We start from the raw sequence: 24,815 nt of genomic DNA on the forward strand, positions 1-24,815 counted from the left end.
AAACCGGCGCCCTGCCCGCTATTCGATCCGTGGCAGCACCAGGGCGACCCGCAGGCCCGGCCCCATGCCGTTGTACTCGCCCGGTCCTTCGGCCAGTTCCAGCCGACCGCCGTGCGAGGCGGCGACGGCCTGGACCAGCGACAGGCCCAGGCCCGCGCCCGGTTCGCTACGGCTGTTTTCCAGGCGCACGAAGCGCTGGACGACGCGGGCGCGGTCCTCGTCAGGGACGCCCGGGCCGGTGTCGGTGATCGAGAACTCCAGCTCGCCGGACGAACGGCGGCGAGCCCGCAGCATGATCGCCCCGCCCGAGGGGGTATATTTGATGGCGTTGTCGAGCAGGTTGGCCAGAGCCTGGGCGATGAACTCGCGATTGCCGCGGATGTTCAGGGCCGGGGTGATCTCGGCCTTGAAGTCCAGCCCCTTGTCCTCGCACGAGAACTCGTAGAGCTCGGCCATGTCGCGGGCCAGTTCCGAGGAGTCGAAGGATGTCTGGTCGGGCGCCTGGCCGGCGGCCTGCAGGCGGGCGATGGCCAGGACGGCGTTGAAGGTCTTGAGCACGCCGTCGGCGTCCTGAAGGGCCGTTTCCAGCGCCGCGACAGGATCGCCCTTGCCGTTCTCGGCGTCGATCAGGGCCACTTCCATGCGAGCGCGCAGGCGTGTCAGGGGGGAGCGCAGGTCGTGGGCGATGGCATCGCCGGCGTGGCGCAGCCCGCCCATAAGTCGCTCGATGCGGTCGAGCATATCGTTGAGGCCCTCGGCCAGCTCGTCATACTCGTCCCTGGCGCCGCGCACCTTGGCCCGGGCGTGCAGGTCGCCCGCCTGCACGGCGGCGACGAGGTCGACCAAACCCTGCATGCTTCGCGAGACGTTGCGGCTGATCAGAACACCGCCAGCCAGTCCCAGGATAATGACCAGGGCGCCCGCGCCCCAGAGCGCCCGGACGATCTTGCGGACATAGCCCTCGGACGCGGCCACATCGGCGCCCACGAACAGCACTTCACCGCCCGCCAGACGCTCCTGCACGCCGCGCGCGGCGTTGCGCATCTCGGCGCCGTCGAGATCAACCTCGGTGACCTTGAAGCTGGACCAGCTGGGGCCATCCCCCTCGAAGTCTTCCAGGGGCGAGGCTTCGATCGAGCCCGAGATCCGCTTGCCGGTCTTGTCGGCCAGGAAATAGAGGAACGGCCGCTCGCCGGTGGCGCGCTCGACGATGGTCTGGTTCAGCGCATTGACGCCTCCCTGACGGTAGGCGGCCTCGAGGCTCTCCATCTCGCGGCTGATCTCGGCGTCGGCGCGGCGGTTCACCTCACCGGCCGTGGCCACGTAGATATAGCCCAGGAAGGCGCTGGCCGCCGCTGCGAACAGGGCCAGGAACAGCAGGGTCAGCCGAAACGGCGTGGTGCGGAGGAGGCGCGGCAGACGCATGTCGGGTCTCGGCGGCGGACCGCCCTATCTCTTAGGGATCGAGCCGGTAGCCCGCGCCGCGCACGGTCTGCAGCATGGCGCGGTCGAAGCCCTTGTCGATCTTGCTGCGCAGGCGCGAGATGTGCACATCGATGACATTCGTCTGCGGGTCGAAGTGGTATTCCCACACCTTCTCCAGCAGCATGGTGCGGGTCACCGACTGGCCGGCGTGGCGCATCATGAATTCCAGCAGCTGGAACTCGCGGGGCTGGAGATCGATCTCCTTGCCGGCGCGATGGACCGTGCGGTTGATGAGGTTCATCTCGAGCTCGCCCACCTTCAGGGTGGTGGCGACAGCGCCGGTTTCGCGACGGCGGGACAGGGCCTCGACGCGGGCCGTCAGTTCCTGGAAGGCGTAGGGCTTGACCAGATAGTCGTCAGCGCCGGCCTTCAGGCCGACCACGCGATCGCTGACCTCGCCCAGGGCCGACAGGAATAGCACCGGGGTGTTGTCGCCTTCGCGGCGCAGGGTCTCGACGACCTCGACGCCATCCTTCTTGGGCATCATGCGATCGACGATCAGCACGTCGAAGCCGCCCTTGCCTGCCTCCTTGAGGCCCAGCTCGCCATCGGCGGCGTGAACGCACTCATAACCGGCCTCGGTGAGGCCGTGCGCCATGGCGGCGGCAGCCTCGATATCGTCTTCGATGATCAGAATACGCATCAGCCAATCCCTCATGCGCCCAGAAGCGGAAGACTGACGTTCTCCCGATTCGACCCTGGGGCGCGACCGTTGGCGATGGATACCGGTTTTGGGTCCGTCCGTCCCTTAAACCTTGGACAGATACAAGAAGTCCCGCCCCGGAAGCTCCGGAGCGGGACATAACCTAGCGCAGCGTTGCTCAGGCCGTGGCTACGGCGCGATCTTCAGCGGCACGAAGACCGGGCGGCCCTGACGGATCACCTTGGCCAAGACACTGGTCCGGCCACCCTTTTGAGCGGCGGAGATGGCGCCGGCGACTTCGCTGGTCGAGTTGACCGCCACGCCGCTGACGCTGGCCAGGACATCGCCCTTCACCAGGCCTTTCTCGCCCGCATCAGAGTCGGCCTTGACGCCGACGATCAGCACGCCGCGCACTTCGGGCGCGATCTTGTAGGTGGCGCGCGCCGTCGTATCGAGCGGCGCCAGGGTCAGGCCCAGGGCTTCGAACTTCTGGGTCTGGGGCTTGTCAGGGGTCGCCGGAGCGCCGCCGTCTTCACCGTCGTTGTTGGTCGCGCCCAGGGCGTCTTCGGCCGGACGAACGCCCGATTTGACCTCGACGGTGCGAGGCTTGCCGCTGCGCAGGATCGACATGCGGATGATGTCGCCCGGCTTGGCCTTGGCCACTTCGCGGGTCAGTTCCGAACCGCTCTTGACGTTGACGCCGTTGACAGCGGTCACGATGTCTTCCGGCATCAGGCCAGCCTTGGCGGCGGGCGCGCCGGCCACCAGTTCGGCGATAATCGCGCCCTTCACGTCGGGCATGCCCTGGGCTTCGGCCATCTCTTCGGAGAAGTCCTGGATGTTGGCGCCGATATAGCCGCGCACGACCTTGCCGCCGGCGATCAACTGCTTGGCGGTCGCCTCGGCCACGTCAGCCGGGATCGCAAAGCCGATGCCGACCGAGCCGCCCGTGGGCGAGAAGATCGCCGTGTTGACGCCGATCACGCGGCCATAGATGTCGAACGACGGGCCGCCGGAATTGCCCCGGTTGATCGGCGCGTCGATCTGGATGTAGTCGACAAACCGCGACGAGCTGTCGTTGAGATCGCGGCCATAGGCCGAGATGATCCCGGCCGTGGCGGTGCCGCCCAGGCCGAACGGGTTGCCGATGGTGATGACCCAGTCGCCGACCCGCGGCTTGGCGGAGTTCTCGAAGTCGACATAGGGAAAAGCGGCGCCCTTGGCCTTGGGGTCAATGACCTTGATGACCGCCAGATCGGTGCCTTCGTCGCGGCCGACCACGGTGGCCTTCAGCTCGCGGCCGTCCTTCATGACGACCTTGATCTCGTCAGCGTCGGCGACGACGTGGTTGTTGGTGACGATGTAGCCTTCGGCCGAGATGAAGAAACCCGAGCCCGAGGACTGCTGCTTGGGCGCGGCGGGGGACTCATCCTCACCATCGGCGCCCGGCTTCTGGCCGCGCGGCACGATGTCGAAGCCTTCCAGGCCAGGAATGCGCGGGCCGCGCGAGGGGCTGGCCTTGGAGGTCACGTCGATCTGGACAACGGCCGGGGAGACCTTCTCGAAGATGTCGGCAAACGACATAGGCGCGCCGGGTGGGGGGGCAAAGGACGGCGCAGCCGCCGTCGAGACGCGGATGGCGGCGGGGACCTCGGCCGCGCCGGCGGTCCCCATGCGCATGCCCATGCCCGCAAGAGCTGCGGCGGCGACGCCCGCGCCAGCAACGGCGCCTACAATAAAACCCGACTTCCTAGCGGTCATCTCTTGTCTTTCCTCACCCGCGACGCAGAGCGCCGGGACCTGTTCGCCCTCGGCGCTCGGCGCCGAAGAACTTTCTTCGCAGACGAACCTAGTCGCGATGGCGTAACGCGCAATGGTTCTCGAATTATCTTTCCGTCACGCGGAAGGTGCTTCTTGCGGTGTCTTTTCGGCGCAATCGTGGCCTTCGTCTTCCAGCAAGGCCGCCAGCCGAGTTTCCTCCTCCGAAGACAGGTCCGCCACATCCTCCGGTTCGGCGACCCCATCGTCGCCTTGCCGACGCAGAAGCGCCGCCATAAGCCCGCCGCCGGCGGCCAGAATTCCCAGCGGGGCCAGCCACAGCACGAAATTGCCGGCCGAGAACGGCGGCTTCAGCAGCACGAACTCGCCATAGCGCGCCACCAGGAAAGTGCGGACTTCGCGATCGCTACGGCCCTTGGCGATCTCCTGCCGGACGATTCGCCGCAGGTCGCCGGCGAGGTCGGCCTGGGAGTCGTCGATCGACTCGTTCTGGCAGACCAGGCAGCGCACTTCACGGAACAGGACGCGAGCGCGGGCTTCCTGGGCCGGATCCGGCAGGCGTTCGTTCGGCTCGGACGCGGCCGCCATGCAGGCCACCGCGGCAAGGGCGATGAAGAACAGCTTCAATCGTGAAGACAAGCCGCGCGCGAGCCTGGAGATGAACGAGTGTTCGCGATCATCTCCACCATCGTCATCCCGGGACTTGTTCCCGGAACCCATGGTCCAGCCCGCACGGAAGAGGGCTTTTCTGTCCCGCCCTTGCGGCGGCGCGATGGGTCCCGGGAACAAGTCCCGGGATGACGGGGATTGTAGCTGCGCCGTCATGCTCCCGCCTCTTTGGCGCGTCGCCCGACGCCCAGCCGCAGCCGGCGATCCGACAGCGACACCGCCCCGCCGATGGCCATCAGCAGCGGGCCAAGGAAGATCAGCCGCACCCACGGATTGACGTAGCCGCGCACCAGCCAGGCCGGCTGACCGCCCTCCCCGGCCCGGCGCTCGCCGAGCACGATATAGAGGTCGTCCAGGCCCTTGGGGCAGATATGGACCTCGGAGGTCGTCTGTCCGCCGGTCGGATAAAACCGGCGTTCGGGTTGCGCCTTGCAGACCAGCCGTCCGGCCTTGTCGGTAATCAAGACCAGGCCGCGCTCGGCCAGGTAGTTGGGACCCTCGACCGTGCCGACATCGGTCAGGGTCAGCGTGTAGGCGCCCAGCTTGAACGACTGGTTCAGGCCAAGCGCCTGGGCCTGCTCGACCCGCCAGGCGGTCTCGAAAGACGCGCCCAGAACGAACACGCCCATGCCGGCATGGGCCAGGGTCGTACCCCACGCGCCGCGCGGCAGGCCCGTGGCGCGCCGCCAGACCTGCGCCATCGGAGCGCGCAGAAACTTCAGGCGCTCGGCCAGCTCGACCAGCGCGCCGCCGATCAGCCAGAAGCCCAACGCGACCCCGGCGCTGGCCAGGGCCTTGCGCGGGGTGATGGCGGCATAGGCGACCAAACCCAGCAGGGCGGCGGCGGCCAGGGCGACCCACAGACGGCGCATCACCGCCGAGGCGTCGCCGCGCTTCCAGGCCAGCAGAGGTCCGGCTGGCAGGATGGCCAAGGCCAGCAACATCAGCGGTGTAAAGGTCAGGTTGAAGAACGGCGGGCCCACCGACACCGCCTCGCCGTCGATGGCCTCGCGGATCAGCGGATAGAGGGTGCCCAGCAGGACCGTTGCGGTGGCCGTCGACAGCACGATGTTGTTGAGGACGATGGCGCTCTCGCGGCTGACGGGAGCAAACAGGCCGCCCGAGTTCAGGCCCGGGGCGCGCAGGGCGAATAGCAGGAACCCAGCTCCCGCCGCGACACCCATCATGATCAGCAGCAAAACGCCCCGGCTAGGGTCGACCGCGAAAGCGTGGACGCTGGTCAGCACGCCCGAGCGGACCAGGAAGGCGCCCAGCATCGAGAAGGTGAACGCCGCCAGGGCCAGGAAGGCGGTCCAGCCCGGCAGGGCGCCGCGTTTTTCCATGACGATGGCCGAGTGCAGCAGGGCCGCCCCGATCAACCAAGGCATGAAGCTGGCGTTCTCGACCGGGTCCCAGAACCACCAGCCGCCCCAGCCCAGCTCGTAATAGGCCCAGAAGGCGCCGAGCGTGATGCCGATGGTCAGCAAGCTCCAGGCCGCCAGGGTCCAGGGCCGCACCCAGCGCGCCCAGGCCGCGTCGATACGACCGTCGATCAGGGCGGCCATGGCCAGGCTGTAGACCACCGAGAACCCGACATAGCCGGCGTAGAGAAACGGCGGATGCACCGCCAAGGCCCAGTCCTGCAACAGCGGATTGAGCGAACGGCCCTCGATGGGGACCTCGGTCAGCCGGGCCATCGGGTTGGAGGCGAAGACGGTATAGGCCAGGAACATCACGCCTACCGCGCCTTGCACCGCCACGGCATAGGCTCGCAGACGGGGCGGCAGGGTCGAACCGAACAGGGCCATGGCCGCGCCATAGCCGGTCAGAACCAGGCACCACAGCAGCATTGAGCCTTCGTGGCTGCCCCAGGCTCCGGCCACCTTGAACAACAGCGGCTTGGCGGTGTGAGAGTTGGACGCCACATTGGCGACCGAGAAGTCCGAGGCCACGAAGGCCCAGACCAGGCAGGCGAAGGCGACGGCCGTCGCTCCGAACGCCGCCAGAGCCGCGCCGCGACCGGCTCCGGCCAGCATGGGCGCGCGCCGAACGCCGGCGATCGCCGACAGGCCGCTCTGCGCGACCGACATGATGAGGGCGAGGACGAGGGCGAAGGCGCCCAGTTCGACGATCATGGGCGATCCTCCCCCCGTGGGGGAGGAGGCCGAAGGCCGGAGGGGGGCGTGGTCGAGGGCTGGGTTGAACGACTTCCCCCTCCGTCGCCTGCGGCGACACCTCCCCCTTGGGGGGAGGATCCGTAGGCGGGCGGGCCGGAGCCCTCGCCGCGCCACTCGCCCTGCTCCTTTAGAGCCTTGGCCACTTCGCGTGGCATGTAGCGCTCGTCATGCTTGGCCAGCACCTGTTTGGCGACGAAGATGCCCGAGGCGTCGAACGATCCTTGCGCCACGATCCCTTGGCCCTCCCGGAAAAGGTCCGGCAGGTCGCCGTGGAACCTGACCTTGGCGGTCGCCTTCTGGTCAGCCACCACGAACTCGACGTCGCCGCCCGGATATTTGACCACGCTGCCGGCCTGGACGAGGCCGCCCAGCTGCACTTTGCGGCCGGCCGGGACCTTGGCTTCCTGGGCCTGGGCGGGCGTGTAGAACAGCGAGATGGCGTCGCGCATGCCATACAGCGCCAGACCCACGGCCAAGGCCAGCACCGGAGCGATGGCCAGCAGGATGGTCAGGCGACGACGCGCTTTGCGGGATTTCGGCCGGAAGCTCATGGAACGGACTTTGCTTGGGGCGGCGTCTGGGCGGCTTGACGCAAAGCAGCCAGAACCTTTGGCTGATCGGCGTAGCGCCGGGTCGCCGAAGTCATGGCAGCGTCGCGCTTGGCGGTGTCGCCCAGCACGGCATAGGCCCGGACCAGTCGCACCCAGCCATCGGGATCGTCGGGCGAGGTCTTCAGGCGCGCGGCCAGGCCATCGACCATGCCGGCGATCATGCCCTGGACCTGGGCGGCTTCTTCGGGCGCGGCCTGGGGAGCGGGAATGCCGCCGGCGGCCTCGACCTGGGCGATCTCGCGGTTCATCGCCTCGCGGCGCGGGTCCTGGATCGCCAGACTGGCGGCCAGGGCGCGCCAGTCGGCCAAACCTCCGGCCACGTCGCCGTCGCCGATCTTGCCCCGCCCCAGATAATAGCGGGCCGACAGACTGTTTGGGTCGATCTTCAGGGCTTCGCGGAAAGCCAGCCTGGCGTCGGGGCCGACCTGACCCTTAGCCTCGGCCACAAAGGTCTCGCCAAGTCCGGTCCACAGGTCGGCGCGACCGGGGGCCAGGCGCACGGCCTTGCGCAGGGCCTGTTCGGCGCCGGCCAAGTCGCCCGAGGCGGTGCGGGCCAGGGCCAGGTGTTTGAGCGGTTCGGCGTCGTTGGGGCGCTGGGCGGCGATGGTTTCCAGCACGGCGGCGATGCGCGGCGGATCCAGCTGGCTGGGGTCGGTGGCGCGCCACTCGGCCACGCGTTTTGCATAGGGCTGGTCGGAGAAGCCCGGCGATCCGATGAACACATAGGCCGCCACGGCCAGCAGCGGCGCGACGGCGGCGGCGGTCACGGCGATCCGCCGCGATCCGAGTCCGTCCCGGGACCAGGTCTCGGCGGTGTCGGCGGCGGCCAGCAGGCGGCGGCCCGCCTCGGCCCGGGCGGCCCTATGCTCGGACTCGTCCAGCAGGCCGCCTTCGGCCAATCGGTCGATCTCGCCAAGCTGGCGCTTGTGGGTGTCCAGATCGGCCGAAGCGCCGTCGACGGCACCCGCGCGCGCCGCGCCGCGCAGAACCAGGGCGCCAGCCGCGGCCGACAGTCCGGCCGCCGAGATCCAGAAAGCGATCATGGGCCGCGTGTTAGCTTAAGGAAGCGATCCGCCGTTAGCGAAAAAAGCGCTTAAGGGACGGCGCGTCAGGCGGCGATGGCGGCGGCGGCGCGGCGGCGGACGATCTCGGCGGTCTTGTCGTCGCGGGTATGGGCGATGAAGCCGGCGGCGATGTCGAGATATTGCTGCGCCAGGGCCGGATCGCCGCCTTCGCCGGTGCGCGCCGCATAGAGGACGTCCTCGATATACTGATCGAGCCGGCTGTTGAGCTTTTCCAGAGCCTTGCCGCGCGTCGAGCCGTAGCCGCTCTGGGCCGCGCAGGGCCGCAGATGTTCGATGAAGATCAGGATGGCGGTGGCGCGGCGCACCAGCGCCTCGTCCGGCGGCGAGGTCAGCTTGGGCACGCCCTTGCCGCCCTTCTTGCCCAGGATCGAGATCGGTTTGGTCGGCAGGGCGTCGCCCAGTTCCTTGTCGGCGGTGCTCATCCGCAGCTCGACGACCTGGGCGATCTGCTGCTTGTACTTGCCCAGGCGCCGGCCCCAGGGGCCGTCCTTGGCGATGTTCACCGACTGCTCGAACTCGGTGATCTGCAGGGACACGCGCTGAGCGGCCATGGCCGCCTCGCGACCCAGCTTCTCGCCCTTGTCGAGGTCGAAGTCGCGGATCAGGTTGATGGAGGCGTCGATCTCGGCCAGCACGCGCTCGCCGAAAGAGCTGACTTCCGACGAGGCCAGATAGCGGTCGTTGGGCCGGTCCATGACCGCCGAGATCACCCGCAGTATCCGCCAGTCGTCAGGCAGATGGGCGGCCAGCATGTCGAACAGGCGCGCGCCGGAATCCTCTCGGATGGCGCAGGCGTCGCGATAGGCCAGGCGCGCGGCGGCGGCGCGTTCGCCGCTCATCCGGCTGACCCATTCGGACAGCTTGGGCAGGGCCGCACGGACGATGTGGCTGATCTCGAGGCAGTGGATAAGTTCCTCGGTTCCGCCCAGGCCGCGGGCCGCGTCGAAGGCCTCCTGCTCGGCGTCGCGCAGGCCCCGCGCGGCCATGCCGCACAGGTCGCCGAAAACATCCGGCGTTCCCTGCTCGAGGTCCCACGGATTGCACTTGGCGCCGGCTTCCTCGATGCGCTGTGGCGCGATGGTCTTCAGCGCCTTCCAGAGGAATGGGAGGACGCGCGGCGAAAAGCTGATCTGTCCGGGGCCGCGCACCGCGCACATCGGCACGATGGGAGCCAGGATGTTGTTGCGGACGAAGCGGTCGCTGGTCTCGTCCTCGACGAGACCGCGCACCTGCGCGAGGCCGCCAACGCTGCCGACGCTGGCCAGGGCCAGCTCCAGGCTGCGCAGGGCAGAGTCGGGCGCAGTTTCCACCAACATCCGAACGATCTGCAATTTATGCGCAGCGATTGCGGCCATGATCCCCCGCCGGATCGAAAAGACCGACAGCGTCAACCATGTTGGCAACGAGGTTAAGACTTTCCCAAACCCGTCAAAAAAGTCTCCGCATTCGCCGCTTCGCCGGAGGACGGAAAGGCCAAGGGCGCCAGAGGTTTAGCCCTGAGACGATATACGCCCTGCAACACAACCTGCGCGACAAGGAGTCGCTAGGTTTCCGCACGCGGAAGGTCGAGGCAAACGCGCAATCCGCCCAGCGGCGATTCACCAAGCGTCACCGATCCGCCGTAGGCGCGGGCCAGTTCGTCGACGATGGAAAGACCCAGGCCAGATCCCGGCGTGTGCTCGTCCATGCGCTGTCCGCGCTTGAGAGCATCGACCCAGCGTTCAGGCGGCAGGCCGGGACCGTCGTCGTCGACGATCAGGGTCCAGCGCTCGGCCGTGGTCGGCGTCGCCTCCGCGCGGATCTTGCCCTTGCACCATTTGCCGGCGTTTTCCATGACGTTGCCGGCCAGCTCCATCAGGTCCTGCTTCTCGCCCTGGAAGCTCAGGTCCTCGGGGCAGCGCCAGTCGATCTCGACGCCCTTGTCCTGGAAGATCCGCTCGAGGGTCACGGCCAGCTCGTCGAGGATCGGCTCGACCGGGGTGCGCTCGCCGAAGGTCTGGGAGCGGGCGGCGGCGCGGGCCCGGCGCAGATGGTGGTCGACCTGCTCGCGCATCACGTCAGCCTGGCGCGTCACCACCTCAGCCAGACTTCCCGGAGCCAGGGGGGCCGGCTGCTGGCTGGCCTCGGTCAGCATTACCGACAAGGGGGTCTTCAGGGCATGGGCCAGGTTGCCGACATGGGTGCGCTGGCGCTCGACCACTTCCTGATTGTGCGCCAGCAGCGCGTTCAGTTCGAGGGCCAGGGGCTCCAGTTCCTCGGGATAGGTGCGGGTGAGGCGCTCGGCCCTGCCGCGCCTTACCGAGGCGACCTCGCGGCGCAGCTGGAACAACGGCGCCAGGCCCACCCGCACCTGCACGACCACCGCGAAGATCAGGCCGCCGCCCAAGAGCAGCAGGGCCAGGGCGGTGATCCGGCCAAATCGCCCGGCGTCGGCGTCGATGGGCGAGCGGTCCTCGGCGGCGATGAACACCACAGGATCGGCGTGACCGGGCAGTTGGGTCAGGATCGCGGCGGCGCGCAACGGCTTGTCCTGCGGTCCGCGCATCTCAAAGAACAGGGTCTTGCCCGGGGCGGCCACCAGTCGATCGACCTGTTCGGACGACACCATCAGATCGCTGTCGAACAGCGAGCGCGAGCGCTCGATCACCTTCAGCGAACCGGCCTTCGTCTTGTCGAAGATCGTCCAGTAGCGGCCCGAATAGGCCCGCGTGGCGCGGATATCGGTCAGCGCGGGAGCCCTGACCTGGCCCTCCTCCACCGTCGACAGGGCGTAGAGGTCGTCGGTCAGCACGGCCAGGGACGAGTCGAAGCGGCGGATGGCGGCGTCACGGAACTGGGCGGTCAGGAAAGCGCCGGCCGCGACCAGAACCACGAGGTTCCAGACGACGGCCAGCAGCACCAGCCGACGAACCAGCGAGGGCCGGCGAAGGTCAAACACCGCTTAAGCTCCCGCTCGCAGCGTCACTCGGCCGCCTCGCCCTCCAGCGGGGTCAGGCGATAGCCCAGGCCGCGCACCGTTTCGATGCGGTCCGAACCCAGCTTCTTGCGCAGACGGCCGATGAACACCTCGATGGTGTTGGAGTCGCGGTCGAAGTCCTGATCATACAGGTGCTCGACCAGTTCGGTGCGGCCGATCACCCGGCCCTGGTGCATGATCATGTAGTGCAGCAGACGGTATTCCAGCGAGGTCAGGCGCAGGGGCTCGCCGTTGACGCTGGCCCGGGCGGCGCGCGGATCCAGGCGCAGAGCCCCGCACGACAGGCTGGGCGCCGCATGGCCGGCCGAGCGGCGCAGCAGGGCGCGCAAACGGGCCAGCAGCTCTTCGGTGTGGAATGGCTTGGCCAGATAGTCGTCGGCCCCGGCGTCGAAGCCGGCGACCTTGTCGCTCCAGGCGGCGCGAGCGGTCAGGATCAGCACCGGCGTGGCCACATTGCCGCGGCGCCAGCGCTCCAGCACCGAAACGCCGTCCACCTTGGGCAGGCCCAGGTCGAGGATCACGGCGTCGTAAGGCTCGGTCTCGCCCAAAAACTGGGCTTCTTCGCCGTCGGGCGCATGGTCGACGGCGTAGCCCGCGTCGGCCAGGGCCAGCTTCAGCTGACGCGACAGGTCGGGATCGTCCTCGACGAGCAGGATACGCATGCGAAGGAAACCTTTAGTTGGCGCTGAGGATCTGGCCGGTCTCGGCGTCGACGATGAAGTCGATGCGACGGCCGTCGGTGGTGGCCCACCGGACCCGATAGTTGCGGCCCTCCAGCCCAGCGTCGAGCACCCGGCCCGGCGTGCGGCGAGCGATGCGCTCAATCACCGCCGACAGGGGCACAAGCCGGCCCGACTGCACGCCGCCACGCGCCTGGTCCGACTGCGCGCGCCAATCGGCTCCCAGCGAATCCGGACGGCGTTGCGCCGACGCCGAACCCGGAAGGGTGGCGACGAGAGCAGCGACGACGAGAAGGGCGCGGATCGGTTTCATGCTGTCGGGTTTAGGGGGTCGGGCCTGAATGGAGACTGAACGGCCAGTATATGAACGGGGCGTGGCGTTCTGTCACGGCTGGACGACGCCAGAGGGCAAACCGCCTTCATTGCGGATCTCAAGAAGATCGACGCGCCTGTGCGGCTGATGCACGGCGACAACGACCGGATTGTTCCCATCGCCGACAGCGCCGTGCTGAGCGTCAAGCTGCTGAAGAATGAAATCCTTTAGGTTTATCCTGGTCTGCTGCACGGCAATGGCGACGACCCGTGCGGACGTGATCAACAGGACCTGCTGGCGTTCTTCGAGGCGTAGGTTGAGTTCCAAAAGGTTGTCATCCCGGCTCCGCGTCTCTGCGGCCGGGATGACGATTGTTTTGGGATTCAGAAGTTTAGTAACGCCTTCAGCTTGGCGCGAACCTCGGCCAGCACTTCCGGCGAGGCCACGCCTTTTCGCGTAGCGCGCCGCGCAACCCAATCCAGGCTCTTCACCTGATCGGCCAAGACGGCGCTCGGTTCCTGGCCCGGAACTACAACCTCGAAAACATAGCCCTTGATCCGGCTTGTCATCGGGCAGCAGACCATCATGCCGCGCCTTGCATTGTAGTTGGACGGCGACAGCACCAAGGCCGGCCGATGGCCGGCCTGCTCATGTCCCGCCTGCGGATCGAATTGGAGCCAGACAATATCGCCGGCTTCGGGAACGTAACGCCCCGTCACCAGACTTCTTCACCAACGGGTCCGCCAAAATCGGCGTCGTCAGGGAAAGTCTCCGGCGTCATCCGCGCCAGAAGATCGTTCAGATCATAGCTCGGCGCGCGGATCGGCTCGATGATGATCCGGCCGTTTTCCTCGCGCACGTCCACCGCTTGATCCAGGCCGAGCGAGGCGGCCGCCATAACCGTCGCGGGAATGCGGACAGAAGCGCTATTTCCCCATTTTTTGATCAGCACCTGCACGTAAGATCCTCCAGATTCAGCCGAAGGATTGCACGCGTATCGACAAATGTCGATACAACTACTTCCGCTTCGGCGAATACGGCTTCTGGTCGCGCCAGGCTTGCGCGAACTTTTCCAGGTCGCTGTCGGGCTCGTCGGGCAGGGTGACCACCAGCCGGGCCAGCAGATCGCCGCGCTTGCCCTTGGCGTCGGCCAGGCCCCGGCCCTTCAGGCGCAGGGTGGCGCCGCTGTTGGAGCCCTTGGGCACGGCCAGCATGACATTGCCATCGGGGGTGGGCGCCTCGATCTTGCCGCCCAGCACCGCGTCGGGCACCGAGACCGGCAGATCCATAACCAGGGTCTCGCCTTCACGGCGATAGATGGCGTGTGGCTTAATCGACAGCTCGATCAGGGCGTCGCCCTGGCCGCCGCGACCGGGGCTGCCCTGGCCCTTCAGGCGCAGGGTCTGGCCTTCCTGCGCGCCGAGCGGGATGGTGACGTCGATGGTGCGGCCGTCCGAAAAGGCCACGCGCTTCTTGCCGCCGCGAATGGCTTCTTCCAGGTCAATGTCGAGCCGGGCCCGCACGTCAGCGCCGCGCGGCGAGAAGCCGCCGCCGCCCCGCGGGCCGCGGCCCAGAATATCGCCGAACAGGTCGCCCAGGTCGATCTCCGGGCCATCGGCCGCCCCGCCGCGCGACTGGAAGCCGCCGCGATTGAAGCCGCCCGCCCCGGGATTGAACCCGCCGCCGCCAAAGCCACGCGCGACCTCGCGACCGTCCGCGTCGATCTCGCCGGCGTCGAACTTCTTCTTCTTGGCCACGTCGCCCAGGATGTCGAAAGCCGCGCTGACCTGCTTGAAGCGATCCTCGGCGGCCTTGTTGCCCGGATTGGCGTCCGGGTGGAACTGCTTGGCGAGCTTGCGGAACGCCTTGCGGATCTCGTCCGTGGTCGCGGTCCGGGAAACGCCAAGTTCCTGATAGGGATCGCGCGCCAAGGAAGGTCCTCAAAATTAAGTCAGCGGAGTCCGCCCTCACTTAGGCCATTCGCGGCGGCGCACAAGCGTCAGAGCGTTCGTGTCGCGGCCGCGCCCCAGCCCAAACTGGCCGAACCCTGAGCCACTTCGACCGTCAGGACGCCGCTGACGCCTGCCGCCAGGTCGGCCACGCGCATGGCGGCGGTGTGGGTGAAGGCGGGCGCTGAAAGCTCGACCTCACGGACCGCGACCGCGCCGTTCAGCACCCGCAAGCGCCAGGTTTCGGCGATTTCACTGAGCGGAACCTCGCCCTCCCAGACATCGCCGCCCAGGCGGTCGCGACGGATCCAGCTGATCAAACGGTCACTGCCAGAGACCCGCACGCGCAGGTGAGCGGGCGCTAGCGGACGCAAGGCCCGGCCGCGCCAGGTGGTCGTGATCTGGCTCATCGAAGCGCCCGAGGGCGGACCACCGGCCGGCGCGGCGCGAACAATCAGCGGGACGCCACGCTCGAACGGCGCGACCTCCAACCGGGCCAGCGCCTCGTCGAGCAGCACCACCGGTGCTCCGGCCGGAATCGCCGCCTCGCCCGCCGCGCCGTCGCGCTGGCCGCGCAGCAGGCCCGACAGGGTCCAGACATCCGCAGCCACCGCCTCGGCCGTGGTGAAGCCGATGACCTCCCATTCGCCCGAGGGCGCCAGCACCGCCAGGGCGTTGTCGCCCGCCAGCACGGCGGCGAGCGTACGGCTGGCCGGGGTGGCGCCCTCCAGCCGCACGGTCAGGCGGCCGGAACGATCCAGCCGGTGCGGCGAGGCCGGCGGAAGATCGTTCACCGTCTCGCCCAAGGTGGCCGGCGTGGCGATGCGAGCGCGAACCTTCAGGGTGTCCAGATCGCCTCCGGCATGGATGTCGAACGGCCGCCAAGGCTCGGCGGCGGCGGCGGCCCACGGTCTGGCGTCGTCATTGACGGCCGGCAGGTCGAGGACCAGCAGGGCCGGCGGACCGACCGGCTCGCGGGGCGGGGCCGGGGTCCAGTCGAGGCGGCCGTCCAGTTCGGAGCCGGCGGGGACCGGCGCGAGGGTGGCGCGAGGGTGCTCATCCAGATCAACCCGGACCACGCGCCAGGCCCCGCCTTCGAACGCGACACGGTCACCAGCCTCCAGCCGCAGGGCGGCCAGGGGCGACAGATGGACGATAGTCTCGCGCCGTGCCGACGCCGAGCCGTTCAACATTCTCCGCCCGGCCAGTTCCGCCTCGGCCGCGGCCATGACGATGGGCGCGTCGGCGTCGGCGGTCCCTTGTCCGTCGTCGCGGCGGACGATCAGGGCGCCGGTCTGGTAGTCGCGGCCGGCGTCGATGAAACGCAGGCGCAGGGCCTGGGCGGGTTCGACGAGCGTGCGACTGGTGGAGACGGCGGCGGGGCGGTCCTCGGGCCAGGCCAGGTCGGCCTCGTCCAGCGACGCGAGGGCGAGACCGGTTTGCGAGACCAGCCGCGCCTGCCCGCCCCGCTCGACAGTGTCGAGGCCGAAGGCGGCGGTGAGAGGCGCGAGGGCGTCGCGCAGACGCATGGGTCGGTCGATCACATAGCCGACCACCGCCCCGCTGGCCTCTCCGGGATCAAGCGTGACGTCAGCTCTCGCGGCCAGGGCCGCCACCAGCTCGGCCAGCGGCGCGATGCCCGCGCGGCCGTTCAGCCAGTGGCCCAGCGGCCAGTTGGGACCATCGCTCCAGACATTGGCGCGGGCGGGAAAGTCTGGAAACGGCCACGCGTCCCAGCACCAGGCGCTGGCCGCCTCGATCATCGGGCCGCCATAGCTGGGCGACAGCGGATTGGCGGCCGGGTCAGCCAGCCAGTCGAGCACCGCCTCCAGCATCCGGCGCTGGCCGAACTCGTCGCGCGCGCCGGTCGCCCAGGGCGGCAGGTGGCTCTCGGCGCTCTTGGGATCGACGAACAGGTTGGGCGAATTGGCGCCCTTGTCCACGGCCGGGCAGCCAAACTCGGTCAGGCGGATCGGCTTGGAGCGCGGGACCCAGGCGGTCGGCGTCGACGAGCGCCCGCCTGCGGGCCGGTCGTGATGGGGGCTGGACCACCAGGACTTCAGGTCCTTGGGCCGGAACATCCACGCCTCGCCATGGACGCCGTCGGTGATGGCGGTGCGGACCTGGGCGTCGCGGTCGGCGGGGCTGGCATAGTACCAGTCGAAGCCCTCGCCGCTGGTCAGGCGGGCGCGCAGATAGGCCGGGTCGTGCGGGCCTTCGAAGCCTGCCGTCGCGTCCAGATGATCCTCGCCGTCCCGCCAGTCAGTGATCGGTGGATAGAAGTCCACGCCGACGAAATCGATGGTCGGGTCGGCCCACAGCGTATCCAGATGGAACACGGCGTGGCCGCCGCCCGGCTGATGGCCGAAATACTCGCTCCAGTCGGCGGCGTAGCCGAGCTTGGTTCCGCCTCCGACCATGGCGCGCACATCGCCGGCCAGCGTTTTCAACGCCGCCACGGCCGGATAGGCCCCGCCGGCGCCGCGCACCGTGGTCAGGCCGCGCAGCTCCGAGCCGATCAGGAAACCGTCCACGCCGCCGGCCAGTTGTGCCAGACGCGCATAGTGCAGGATCATCCGCCGGAAACCCCAGCCGATGCCCGAGAAGCTCGGCAGGCCGTCGCTCGCGCCGACCTGAGCCGGCGTGGCGCCGCCGAAGAAGCTGGCGACTTGGGACGCTGCCGTAGCCCCACCATCCGGCGAGCCCGCTTGCCCGGGCGCGGGATGGCAGGTGATCCGGCCGCGCCACGGATAGGCGCCCTGCGCGCTTGCGCCATAGGGATCGGGCAGGCCCGAGCCCTCCGGCACATCCATCAACACAAATGGATAGAGGGTCACCTTCAGCCCGCGGCGCTTCAGCTCGGCTATGGCCTGCAGCACCGAGCGGTCGGACGGTGTGCCGCCATAGGCCGGGCCGCCGTCATGCTGCGAGATCACATGAGCGCCCGAACGATCGACACCGCCGGCCCGCCACTCGTGCGGGATCGTCGCCTTGAAGGCCTGATCGACGCCCGGCTTGATCTGGCAGGCCCCGCAGCGCAGGTCGGTCCCGAACCACGAGACCACCAGGGTGACATGATCCACCTCCGGCAGCTGCGCCTGAAGTTGATCCAGAGACACGACAAGGTCGGGCCGCCCCTCGGCGTTGTTGACGTTCTCGGCCGTGGTCCGGGTGATGCCGTCGCGGCGCAGGACGGCGTCGGTGGCGTAAACAAACTCGCCCGCGCCGGGGATCAGGCACACGCCCTTGAGCCGCGCCTCCAGCCCCGTGGGCGAGCCCGGCCGCCGGAAAACCTCGAACGACAGCTGCGGCGGGCGATTGCCGAAGGCTTCCAGGGCCAAGTCCTCAAACACCACATAGGCGAGGCCGCGATAGGCGGGGGCCTGCCCCTCCACAGCTTCGATCAGCGGGTCGGGCGTCTGGTCCTGCGTTCCGCGATGCAGGCGCATGGTTACGCCGGCCATGTCCATCACCTTGCCGTCAGCCCAGACCCGGCCGATCCCGTCGATGGCGCCCTCGCCGACCGCCACGGCGAACGACAGGCTGTAGGCATAGCTGCTGGTCTTCTGACCCTTGCTCCCGCCGACCCGGCCTTCGATCCGCTTTTCACGGAATCGCGCGGCCCAGATGATGTGACCGCCCACCCGGCCGCGTCCGAACACGCACGGGATCGCCGCGCCTTCGGCCGCGCCGGTGACGCGCAGTTCGGGGATGCGCGGGCCAAGCTGGCGGGCCGGCGACAGGGCGTTGATCACCGCGCTGTCGGCCGCCCGGCCCAGCATCGCGCCGACAAAGCCGCCGACGGGTCCGCCGAGGGCCGCGCCGACGGAGGAGAGGATCACCTGGGCCATCTAGGGGGCTCCGAATTTCTCCTTCTCCCCTTGCGGGAGAAGGTGGCGCGCAGCGCCGGATGAGGGGTCGATCGTTCTTTAAGCTTGGCGCCCGGCTTCATCGGCCGTCGCGGCGATCACGCCGTGCGACCCCTCACCCGGACCGCTGACGCGGCCCACCCTCTCCCGCAAGGGGAGAGGGATCTGGCTCCGGAAACCGGAACACCCCCGCCAACCGCTCCTTCCACCACCGTCCCAGCCAGCTTTCAACGCAGGCGCGGCCCCAATAGGCGTGGATCATGCGGCCCCCTTCGCCGATTGGCGCGGAGAGGATCGCGCAGTGCTTGGCGACCGCGCCGGGCTCCATGCGGAACACCAGGACATCGCCTGGCCTCGCCTCGGCGAGCGGCAGTGGGAGCAGCCAGCGGCCGAGGGCCTCCAGCAGGATTTCGGCGCCGCCGACCTCGGCCCAGTCGGGGCGGTAGGGTGGCGGGGTTTCGGGGTCTTCGCCGTGGAGTGCGCGCCAGACGCCCCGGATCAGGCCCAGGCAATCGCAGCCGACGCCCCGCAGGCTGGCCTGATGTCGGTAGGGCGTGCCCAGCCATTGGCGGGCTTCGGCGAGAATAAGGTCCTCCCCCTGAAGGGGGAGGCGGTTCCCAACTTGATTGGGGGCCGGTGGGGGAAGACCGCAATGAGTCAGCAGCACTTCCCCCTCCGTCGGCCCGTACGGGCCGACACCTCCCCCGCTAGGGGGAGGATCTTGCATAGCCACCCTCACCTTCTCCCCCCGTCATGCCGCTCGCCCTCGGACGGGTAGAGCGTCAGGAAGTCCTCGCCGGGCATGGCGGGAAAGCCCCGGAAGTTGATGCCATTGCCGAACGTCTCGACGCAGGTCCGCCAGCGCTTGTCGCAAGTCGCGTCCGGCCCTGCCGTGATCCCGCAGCGCGCGTCACCCAACGCCGCATCGCACAACCGGCCAAAGGTGCGCCCCGCCACACGGTCGAGGTCGGCCAGCGGCCCCTCGAGCTCGGCGGTGAAGGCCTGGCCTTCGCGGCGGATGCGAGCCACGCGCGCTGTCCACAGCCGCACGAACAGGTCCGGGCGGCGCCAGTCCACGCGCAGGCACGCCACCGACGCCCCGTCATAGAGCCCAGCCTCGATGTCCTCGGCGGTGACGGCGCTGTCGTCCAGAGCGCCGAGCGCGGCCGCCAGACCGGGCGAAAAGCCCGCCGTCGTCTCGTGGGCCCCGGCGGTCCAGCCGGTGGCGGCGTGGCAGGCCGCACCATCGACCACCAGATCGCGGTCATGATCGGTAAAGCCCAGCACCACCGCGTCGGTTCGGGTCAGGATCCAGGCGTGGCACAGGCTGGCCGCGCCGTCCTCAAGACGAGCAGCCAGTTCGGCGGGAACGGCGCGCATCAGGCCCGCACCTCGACCAGCGGACAGGCGCTGATCCGCGCCGCGGCGAAGCCCTCCATCTGCACGTCCAGCCGGTCGATGTCGAAGCGCACCGGGGTGTCGAACTCGAACCCTGCCCTGACGGCCGCGCCCGCAGCCGGAGCCGCGAGCAGGGTGACAAGACCGGTCGCCAGATCCACCGTGAAGGCGGCCGGGGCCAGGGCGACGCCGGCCACCGCGACCTTCACCGTCCCGGTGACCGGTCTGGCGATGGTGCGGACCGCCGCTTCGGCGCCGGTCCCATAGGCCTTGGTCAGCTGAAAGACCTTGCGCGCCCCGTCGCCGGTTCCGATGGCCTGATCCGCGGCCGCCGGCTGGGCCGAGGGCAGGCAGGACTTCAAATCGCTGGGGTCGCGGAAGCGAAAGCCGTGCAGCCGTCCGCGCCGGGCCTCGAAGAAGGCGACCAGCTCGGCCGCCTCGTCCAGCGGCCGGGTGGCGGTGGCGATCAGATAGCGGCGGCGACCTTGCGCCCATGGACTGGAGCGGCGCTCGTGGCCCGAGGCGAGCGTCACCACCTCGGTGCGCCGCTCGACGCCGCCCGTGCAGCCAAAGGCCAGCCGCGCAGGCAGGCGGATATCGTGGAAGGCGCTCATGGCGTCTCCTTTTGATGAAAGGTGGAGGAAGGACGCGGCAAGCAGCGCCGCCGAACATCGTTCGGAAAATGGTCTGGATCCCCGCTTTCGCGGGTGTGGGCGGGCAAGAGTTGAATGCTCGGAAAATGCCGCTCGCGATTAAGTCTGCGTCATGACCCGCTTTTCACTTCTTGCGCGGGGCGCCACCCCCTAGGTATGGGGTCACGAATTGGAGACCGACATGGACTGGAAGACCCTGTTCTTTTCGCCGGAAGGCCGCATCGGCCGGCAGGCGTTCTGGATCGGCTGGCTCTGCCTGCTGGGCGCGAACGTCGTGGCGGGCTGGGTGCCGTTCTTCGGTTGGGCCCTGTCGGTGGTCTCGATCTGGTGCTCGATCTGCATCCACACCAAGCGCCTGCACGACATGGGTCAGACCGGCTGGTGGCAGGCCCTGCCCTGGGTGTTCGGCCCGATCCTGGTGTTCGGTTCGGCGATCTCGATCGGCGTCACGGCGGCCCTGGCGGCGATCAATAATGGCGAGCCCGATCTGGCGGCGATCACCGCCCTGGGCGGTTTCTTCATCTCGCTGTTCGTCGCCTTCGCGGTGTGGCTGGCCTTCACCCTGTGGGTCGGCTGCAGCACCGGCCAGCCGAGCGAGAACAAGTACGGCCTCGCGCCGACGACGGCGGTGGCGATCTGATCTTCCTTCTCCCCTTGCGGGAGAAGGTGTCAGCCACTGGCTGACGGATGAGGGGTCGCGCGGACGGATCGGGAGAAACCCCTCATCCGTCCGCTCCGCGGCCACCTTCTCCCGCAAGGGGAGAAGGACTAAAGCCCCCTCGCCCCCAAACTTACCGCCCGCGCCAGAGCCTGCGCCAGCTGGGCGTCCGACCGCGCCAGACCCGCTGCGTCGCCACCCGACACATTGACCGTCACCGACACCACCCCGCCGCCCAGCGGCTCGACGCTGCCGGCCCCGGAAGGCCGAAAAACCTCCGGCCCGCGCTCGCCGACCAGATAGGCTCCGCCCGGCAGCACCGGACCGCCGTCTGCCCTCGAACCCGAAAAATTGGCCCCGCCGAAGCAGCCCGAAACCGCCTCCGCCAGACCCCCGCCCTTCATCGCCGCACCGGCCGCGCCGATCACCGCCCGCGCCAGTTCGGCCAGCGAGATCTCGCCGTCGGCGGCGGCGCTGGCCAGCGACTTGGCCAGGCTCGACCCGGCCCGGGCGAAGGCCTCGTCGATGGCTGAGGCGGCGCGCTGGGCCGGAGCTTTGAGGGCCTCCAGCGACGCAGCGGCCTCGGCGGCGCGGGCGGGGACGGACGACAGGCCGTCGGTGTCGAAACCGCTCATGGCGGGGTCTCCTCGTCGGGAAAGCGGGCGATCAGGGCGTCGAGGATCGGGCGGGTCAGGACCGGCGCGGCGGGCGCGGCGGTCAGCGTCCGCCACTCGCGCAGGGACAGCCGCCAGAACGCCTCGGGCGCGATGTTCAGCCGGACGGCCAGCCGCAGGGCGTCGGGCCAGTCGTTCATGCGCCCATCCCTGAGGTTGAAGCCGCGAGCGCTGCGGCCACAGCGGCCAGGGCTTCGGGGATGGTGACGCCGGAGAGGTCGGCCGGCTCGTCCTCGATCAGGGCGGCCAGCACGGCCAGCAGCTCGCGGGCCGACAGGGTCTCCATTCGGGCGGGCAGCTCGCGCCAGTCGGTGAGGGCCAGAGCGCCTTCGATACGGGCCAGGGCGCCGAGAGTCAGGCACAGGCGGCGCGGGGCGCCGGCCAGGTGGACGACGACCTCGCCTCGGGCGGGGTTTGCGGGTGGCATGGAAGGGCGCCTTTCAGATCCTCCCCCTGAAGGGGGAGGTGTCGCGGAGCGACGGAGGGGGAAGTTGGCCGGCGTGGGATGACTTCCCCCTCCGGCCCATTCGGGCCACCTCCCCCAGCAGGGGGAGGATTTGTCAGATCGCCGTAAAGGTCACCGCCCCCGCGCTCGCCAGGCTCAGCGCGAACGCCGCCTCGCCATCGTGGTCGCCGGCATATTCCAGGGCCGCGACGATGAACGGCCCTTCCAGGTGTCCAAAGTCCGGGATCGTCAGCCGCCACGTCCGGGCCGACTGGTCGAAGAAGCTTTGGCGCACCTGGGCGTCGGAAGCGGCGTCGCGGAACACGCCCGAGCCCGACACGGCGCAGGCGCGCACGCCGGCTCCGGCCAGCAGTTCCCGCCAACGGCCGGCGCTGTCGCTGTCGGTGGCGTCGATGGTCCTGGCGTTGAGGCTGATGGTCTTGGCCCGCAGGCCCGCGACGGTGACGAAGGTCGGCGTCGGGGCGCCGTCGTTGATCTTCAGCAGGATGTCCTTGCCGGCTTGAGCGGCCATGAGAGTGCTCCGTGTCTATAGGGGTTCGGTGACGGCCCGCACGCGCACGATCCCGAGGGTCAGTTCGCGATCGGCGGCGGGGAAGACGTCGGCATAGGCGACGCGCAGGTTCACGAGGCGCCGGCCAACGATGGTCGGGCGGGCGTCGTGGATCACCGCGCGGACGGCGGCGACCACGGCCCGGGCCTCCTCGGGGCCGCCAAACTTCGAGACGCAGGTCAGGGTCAGCAGATGCTCGATCACCTCGCCCTCGACGACGCGGCTTTCGGTGCGGCTGACGGCCAGGCACGGATAGGTCGGCACGCGCGGGGCGCGAGCATAGATGCGCTGGCCGAGGATGGCAGTGAGCGCCGGCGCGGCCTTGAGGGCGGCGACGAGGCTGTCGGCGAGGGCTTGATCGCTCACAGGCGAGCCTTTCGGTAAGGGGCCAGCCACGGCTCGACCAGGGCCAGCGAGGGCTCGCCGGACTCTCTGTGGGCGTAGGCGTGGGAGACCAGGGTCAGGATGGCCAGGCGCAGGGGCGCTGGGCTGGCGGGGGTCAGGATCAGGCCGGTCGCGGCGGCGACGCGGGCCTCGGCGGCGTCGATCAGCAGGCTGATCGTGGCGTCTTCCGAGGTGTCGGAGGCGCGCAGAAACGCCCGGGCCTCGGCCAGGGTCAGGATAGGGGCATGTGGGGGGTCCCAACTTTTCCTTCTCCCCTTGCGGGAGAAGGTGTCGCCGTGAGGCGACGGATGAGGGGTCGCGCAGCGCTTGTGGTGATCGCGAAGCAGATCGGACAGGTCACTGAGACCCCTCATCCGACCTGCTTCGCAGGCCACCTTCTCCCGCAGGGGGAGAAGGAAAACCCTAGCTCACCGCGAACTTCAGCAGCTTCACGGCGTCAAAGTTCTGCACCCCGCCGCCGACGCGCTTGGTGGTGTAGAACAGCACGTGCGGCTTGGCCGAATAGGGGTCGCGCAGCACCCGCACGCCGGCGCGGTCGGTGATCAGATAGCCCTTCTCGAAGTCGCCGAACGCCATGGCCAGGCTGTTGGCGGCAACATCGGGCATGGCCTCGATCTCGGTCACCGGATAGCCGAGCAAGGAGGCCGACTGGCCCGGCTGCAGGGCCGCGTTCCAGATGTAGTTGCCTTGCGCGTCCTTGAACTTGCGCACCGCGCTGACCGTGCGGCGGTTCAGCACAAAGCGGCCGTTCTGGCGGTACTGGGTCTTGGTCGCATAGATCAGGTCGATCAGCTTGTCGGTGGGGTTGGCCGCCGGGAAGCCGCCGGCGACGCCGGTGGCGAGGTAGCCCATCTGGCCCCAGGTGTAAGACGCGTCCGGCGCGGCGGTATAGGCCAGCAGGCCCTTGGGCTTGTTGACCCCATCGCCGCTGATGAAGGCCGTGGTCTCCTGGGCGGCGAAGGCGTCCTGCACCTCTTCGGCCAGCCACTCGTCGATGCTGACATAGGCGTCGTCGAGCAGGGCCTGGGTCGCGGCCGGACTGGCATAGAGTTCACCGGCCGGGAAATCGATGATGTCGAGCGTGGGCGCCGTGGTCTCGGGACGCGCCGCGGTCTCGGCCACCCAGGCGGCGGCGAGACCAGCGGGCGACACCGGCTTGCGGAACGTGCCGGAGCTGATGGTGCGGACCTGGCAAATTTCTCGCATTGGGCTGGTCGCCGCAAGGCGACGCAGGATCAGCCGCTCCAGCTCCGGCGGGGCGACATAGCCGCCGGCACTGGCGATGCCCGCCGACAGACCCTTGGCCTCGAGCAGCAGAGACGGGGTTTCGCCGGTCTTGATATAGCGGTCGAAGGCGGCCTTGCGCTCATCGACACGCGCCAGCGGGGCCTCGCCGGCCAGGGAAGGCCTGCGGCTGTCGGCCATCACCCGGTCCAGGCGGTCCTGGGCGCGGGACATGGCCTCGTCGATGCGGCTGACCTTCTCCTCCAGCAGCACATCGGCCCGCTTGGTCTCGATGGCCGAGAGGCGGGTGTCGTTGGCGGCCTTGAAGCTCTCGAACGCGGCCAACACCTCATGCAGCATGGCGCGCGCCTCCGGCGAAGCCGGGGCCTGTTTCGTCTCTTTCATGGAATTCTCCGAAAACGGATGGACCTTCTCCCCTTGCGGGAGAAGGAGGGACCCGCCGGCCGCATGGCCGGTGGGAGGATGAGGGGTTGCGCCGGCGACGCAGGGGAAACCCCTCATCCGGCCGCTGGCGCGGCCACCTTCTCCC

Annotated in this window: 26 protein-coding genes and 1 pseudogene; 1 reads left to right on the forward strand and 26 read right to left on the reverse strand. The window is 69.1% G+C overall.

The window, feature by feature from the left end; genetic code table 11:
- Nucleotides 1-18: 18 nt before the first annotated feature.
- The 19 genes and pseudogenes from ACP69S_RS05235 to ACP69S_RS05325 form a co-directional block, all read right to left on the reverse strand.
- Nucleotides 19-1,425, reverse strand: coding sequence for a sensor histidine kinase (locus tag ACP69S_RS05235; RefSeq protein WP_425995514.1), 1,407 nt, complete (start codon nt 1,423-1,425; stop codon nt 19-21).
- A 31-nt stretch (nt 1,426-1,456) separates the two neighbouring features.
- On the reverse strand, nt 1,457-2,128 hold the full coding sequence (locus ACP69S_RS05240; protein WP_425995515.1) for a response regulator transcription factor: 672 nt from the start codon (nt 2,126-2,128) through the stop codon (nt 1,457-1,459).
- A gap of 189 nt (nt 2,129-2,317) precedes the next feature.
- A complete protein-coding gene (locus ACP69S_RS05245; protein ID WP_425995516.1) occupies nt 2,318-3,889 on the reverse strand; it encodes a trypsin-like peptidase domain-containing protein in 1,572 nt (523 codons plus the stop codon).
- Nucleotides 3,890-4,024: 135 nt separating this feature from the next.
- Entirely contained in the window at nt 4,025-4,546 is a 522-nt protein-coding gene (locus ACP69S_RS05250) for a cytochrome c-type biogenesis protein (RefSeq protein WP_425995517.1), read from the reverse strand.
- Nucleotides 4,547-4,728: 182 nt separating this feature from the next.
- Entirely contained in the window at nt 4,729-6,711 is a 1,983-nt protein-coding gene (locus ACP69S_RS05255) for a heme lyase CcmF/NrfE family subunit (protein ID WP_425995518.1), read from the reverse strand.
- 116 nt (nt 6,712-6,827) lie between these two features.
- Nucleotides 6,828-7,304: pseudogene (gene ccmE / locus ACP69S_RS05260) on the reverse strand (cytochrome c maturation protein CcmE); the annotation flags it as partial.
- Complete coding sequence (ccmI, locus tag ACP69S_RS05265; RefSeq protein WP_425995519.1) at nt 7,301-8,407, reverse strand: c-type cytochrome biogenesis protein CcmI; 1,107 nt, start codon at nt 8,405-8,407, stop codon at nt 7,301-7,303. The pseudogene ccmE and the gene ccmI, both read right to left, overlap by 4 nt.
- Nucleotides 8,408-8,472: 65 nt before the next feature.
- Complete coding sequence (locus ACP69S_RS05270) at nt 8,473-9,804, reverse strand: hypothetical protein (RefSeq protein ID WP_425995520.1); 1,332 nt, start codon at nt 9,802-9,804, stop codon at nt 8,473-8,475.
- 188 nt (nt 9,805-9,992) lie between these two features.
- Nucleotides 9,993-11,387, reverse strand: a complete 1,395-nt coding sequence (locus ACP69S_RS05275; protein WP_425995521.1) for a sensor histidine kinase — start codon at nt 11,385-11,387, stop codon at nt 9,993-9,995.
- A gap of 23 nt (nt 11,388-11,410) precedes the next feature.
- Nucleotides 11,411-12,088: a response regulator transcription factor gene (locus ACP69S_RS05280; RefSeq protein WP_425995522.1), complete on the reverse strand. Its 678-nt coding sequence runs from the start codon at nt 12,086-12,088 to the stop codon at nt 11,411-11,413.
- Nucleotides 12,089-12,101: 13 nt separating this feature from the next.
- Nucleotides 12,102-12,419 carry a PepSY domain-containing protein gene (locus ACP69S_RS05285; RefSeq protein WP_425995523.1) on the reverse strand — a complete coding sequence of 106 codons (318 nt, stop codon included), beginning with the start codon at nt 12,417-12,419 and terminating at the stop codon, nt 12,102-12,104.
- 72 nt (nt 12,420-12,491) lie between these two features.
- Nucleotides 12,492-12,746 carry a hypothetical protein gene (locus ACP69S_RS05290; protein ID WP_425995524.1) on the reverse strand — a complete coding sequence of 85 codons (255 nt, stop codon included), beginning with the start codon at nt 12,744-12,746 and terminating at the stop codon, nt 12,492-12,494.
- A gap of 56 nt (nt 12,747-12,802) precedes the next feature.
- Nucleotides 12,803-13,138 carry an endoribonuclease MazF gene (gene mazF, locus ACP69S_RS05295; protein WP_425995525.1) on the reverse strand — a complete coding sequence of 112 codons (336 nt, stop codon included), beginning with the start codon at nt 13,136-13,138 and terminating at the stop codon, nt 12,803-12,805.
- Nucleotides 13,135-13,377, reverse strand: a complete 243-nt coding sequence (locus ACP69S_RS05300) for an AbrB/MazE/SpoVT family DNA-binding domain-containing protein (protein WP_425995526.1) — start codon at nt 13,375-13,377, stop codon at nt 13,135-13,137. Before ACP69S_RS05300 ends, mazF begins: the two co-directional genes overlap by 4 nt.
- Before the next feature lie 58 nt (nt 13,378-13,435).
- Complete coding sequence (locus ACP69S_RS05305; protein WP_425995527.1) at nt 13,436-14,350, reverse strand: DnaJ C-terminal domain-containing protein; 915 nt, start codon at nt 14,348-14,350, stop codon at nt 13,436-13,438.
- Nucleotides 14,351-14,418: 68 nt separating this feature from the next.
- Nucleotides 14,419-18,219 (reverse strand): baseplate multidomain protein megatron, encoded by a 3,801-nt coding sequence (locus ACP69S_RS05310; RefSeq protein WP_425995528.1) that lies wholly within the window; start codon nt 18,217-18,219, stop codon nt 14,419-14,421.
- A gap of 133 nt (nt 18,220-18,352) precedes the next feature.
- Complete coding sequence (locus tag ACP69S_RS05315; RefSeq protein WP_425995529.1) at nt 18,353-18,904, reverse strand: NlpC/P60 family protein; 552 nt, start codon at nt 18,902-18,904, stop codon at nt 18,353-18,355.
- Nucleotides 18,905-18,972: 68 nt separating this feature from the next.
- On the reverse strand, nt 18,973-19,617 hold the full coding sequence (locus ACP69S_RS05320; RefSeq protein WP_425995530.1) for a baseplate hub protein: 645 nt from the start codon (nt 19,615-19,617) through the stop codon (nt 18,973-18,975).
- Nucleotides 19,617-20,249 (reverse strand): phage distal tail protein, Rcc01695 family, encoded by a 633-nt coding sequence (locus ACP69S_RS05325; protein WP_425995531.1) that lies wholly within the window; start codon nt 20,247-20,249, stop codon nt 19,617-19,619. The genes ACP69S_RS05320 and ACP69S_RS05325 overlap by 1 nt, the downstream gene beginning before the upstream one ends.
- A gap of 220 nt (nt 20,250-20,469) precedes the next feature.
- On the opposite strand from ACP69S_RS05325, the gene ACP69S_RS05330 reads away from it, so the two are divergent.
- Entirely contained in the window at nt 20,470-20,928 is a 459-nt protein-coding gene (locus ACP69S_RS05330) for a DUF805 domain-containing protein (protein ID WP_425995532.1), read from the forward strand.
- A 128-nt stretch (nt 20,929-21,056) separates the two neighbouring features.
- On the opposite strand, the gene ACP69S_RS05335 is transcribed toward ACP69S_RS05330, so the two are convergent.
- The 7 genes from ACP69S_RS05335 to ACP69S_RS05365 form a co-directional block, all read right to left on the reverse strand.
- On the reverse strand, nt 21,057-21,581 hold the full coding sequence (locus tag ACP69S_RS05335; protein ID WP_425995533.1) for a phage tail tape measure protein: 525 nt from the start codon (nt 21,579-21,581) through the stop codon (nt 21,057-21,059).
- Nucleotides 21,578-21,760 (reverse strand): phage tail assembly chaperone, encoded by a 183-nt coding sequence (locus ACP69S_RS05340; RefSeq protein WP_425995534.1) that lies wholly within the window; start codon nt 21,758-21,760, stop codon nt 21,578-21,580. Before ACP69S_RS05340 ends, ACP69S_RS05335 begins: the two co-directional genes overlap by 4 nt.
- Nucleotides 21,757-22,047, reverse strand: a complete 291-nt coding sequence (locus tag ACP69S_RS05345; RefSeq protein WP_425995535.1) for a GTA-gp10 family protein — start codon at nt 22,045-22,047, stop codon at nt 21,757-21,759. The genes ACP69S_RS05340 and ACP69S_RS05345 overlap by 4 nt, the downstream gene beginning before the upstream one ends.
- 133 nt (nt 22,048-22,180) lie before the next feature.
- Nucleotides 22,181-22,597 carry a phage major tail protein, TP901-1 family gene (locus ACP69S_RS05350; RefSeq protein WP_425995536.1) on the reverse strand — a complete coding sequence of 139 codons (417 nt, stop codon included), beginning with the start codon at nt 22,595-22,597 and terminating at the stop codon, nt 22,181-22,183.
- Between the two features lie 15 nt (nt 22,598-22,612).
- Complete coding sequence (locus ACP69S_RS05355) at nt 22,613-23,002, reverse strand: DUF3168 domain-containing protein (protein WP_425995537.1); 390 nt, start codon at nt 23,000-23,002, stop codon at nt 22,613-22,615.
- Nucleotides 22,999-23,259: a head-tail connector protein gene (locus tag ACP69S_RS05360; protein WP_425995740.1), complete on the reverse strand. Its 261-nt coding sequence runs from the start codon at nt 23,257-23,259 to the stop codon at nt 22,999-23,001. Before ACP69S_RS05360 ends, ACP69S_RS05355 begins: the two co-directional genes overlap by 4 nt.
- Before the next feature lie 184 nt (nt 23,260-23,443).
- Nucleotides 23,444-24,670 carry a phage major capsid protein gene (locus ACP69S_RS05365; RefSeq protein ID WP_425995538.1) on the reverse strand — a complete coding sequence of 409 codons (1,227 nt, stop codon included), beginning with the start codon at nt 24,668-24,670 and terminating at the stop codon, nt 23,444-23,446.
- Between the last annotated feature and the right edge of the window lie 145 nt (nt 24,671-24,815).

The organism is Caulobacter sp. DWR1-3-2b1 (assembly GCF_049895765.1).
In the GTDB taxonomy this organism is placed as follows: domain Bacteria; phylum Pseudomonadota; class Alphaproteobacteria; order Caulobacterales; family Caulobacteraceae; genus Caulobacter.

What these genes read in the sequence shown, in the direction of transcription:
- ACP69S_RS05320 (WP_425995530.1), bottom strand. Translation starts at nt 19,617, where the DNA reads ATGCGCGCCGTTCCCGCCGAACTGGCTGCTCGTCTTGAGGACGGCGCG.
- ACP69S_RS05350 (WP_425995536.1), bottom strand. Translation starts at nt 22,597, where the DNA reads ATGGCCGCTCAAGCCGGCAAGGACATCCTGCTGAAGATCAACGACGGC.
- ACP69S_RS05280 (WP_425995522.1), bottom strand. Translation starts at nt 12,088, where the DNA reads ATGCGTATCCTGCTCGTCGAGGACGATCCCGACCTGTCGCGTCAGCTG.
- ACP69S_RS05245 (WP_425995516.1), bottom strand. Translation starts at nt 3,889, where the DNA reads ATGACCGCTAGGAAGTCGGGTTTTATTGTAGGCGCCGTTGCTGGCGCG.
- ACP69S_RS05330 (WP_425995532.1), top strand. Translation starts at nt 20,470, where the DNA reads ATGGACTGGAAGACCCTGTTCTTTTCGCCGGAAGGCCGCATCGGCCGG.
- ACP69S_RS05365 (WP_425995538.1), bottom strand. Translation starts at nt 24,670, where the DNA reads ATGAAAGAGACGAAACAGGCCCCGGCTTCGCCGGAGGCGCGCGCCATG.
- ACP69S_RS05340 (WP_425995534.1), bottom strand. Translation starts at nt 21,760, where the DNA reads ATGAACGACTGGCCCGACGCCCTGCGGCTGGCCGTCCGGCTGAACATC.
- ACP69S_RS05255 (WP_425995518.1), bottom strand. Translation starts at nt 6,711, where the DNA reads ATGATCGTCGAACTGGGCGCCTTCGCCCTCGTCCTCGCCCTCATCATG.
- ACP69S_RS05270 (WP_425995520.1), bottom strand. Translation starts at nt 9,804, where the DNA reads ATGGCCGCAATCGCTGCGCATAAATTGCAGATCGTTCGGATGTTGGTG.
- ACP69S_RS05235 (WP_425995514.1), bottom strand. Translation starts at nt 1,425, where the DNA reads ATGCGTCTGCCGCGCCTCCTCCGCACCACGCCGTTTCGGCTGACCCTG.
- ACP69S_RS05345 (WP_425995535.1), bottom strand. Translation starts at nt 22,047, where the DNA reads ATGCCACCCGCAAACCCCGCCCGAGGCGAGGTCGTCGTCCACCTGGCC.
- ACP69S_RS05335 (WP_425995533.1), bottom strand. Translation starts at nt 21,581, where the DNA reads ATGAGCGGTTTCGACACCGACGGCCTGTCGTCCGTCCCCGCCCGCGCC.
- ccmI (WP_425995519.1), bottom strand. Translation starts at nt 8,407, where the DNA reads ATGATCGCTTTCTGGATCTCGGCGGCCGGACTGTCGGCCGCGGCTGGC.
- ACP69S_RS05325 (WP_425995531.1), bottom strand. Translation starts at nt 20,249, where the DNA reads ATGAGCGCCTTCCACGATATCCGCCTGCCTGCGCGGCTGGCCTTTGGC.
- ACP69S_RS05310 (WP_425995528.1), bottom strand. Translation starts at nt 18,219, where the DNA reads ATGGCCCAGGTGATCCTCTCCTCCGTCGGCGCGGCCCTCGGCGGACCC.
- ACP69S_RS05240 (WP_425995515.1), bottom strand. Translation starts at nt 2,128, where the DNA reads ATGCGTATTCTGATCATCGAAGACGATATCGAGGCTGCCGCCGCCATG.
- ACP69S_RS05285 (WP_425995523.1), bottom strand. Translation starts at nt 12,419, where the DNA reads ATGAAACCGATCCGCGCCCTTCTCGTCGTCGCTGCTCTCGTCGCCACC.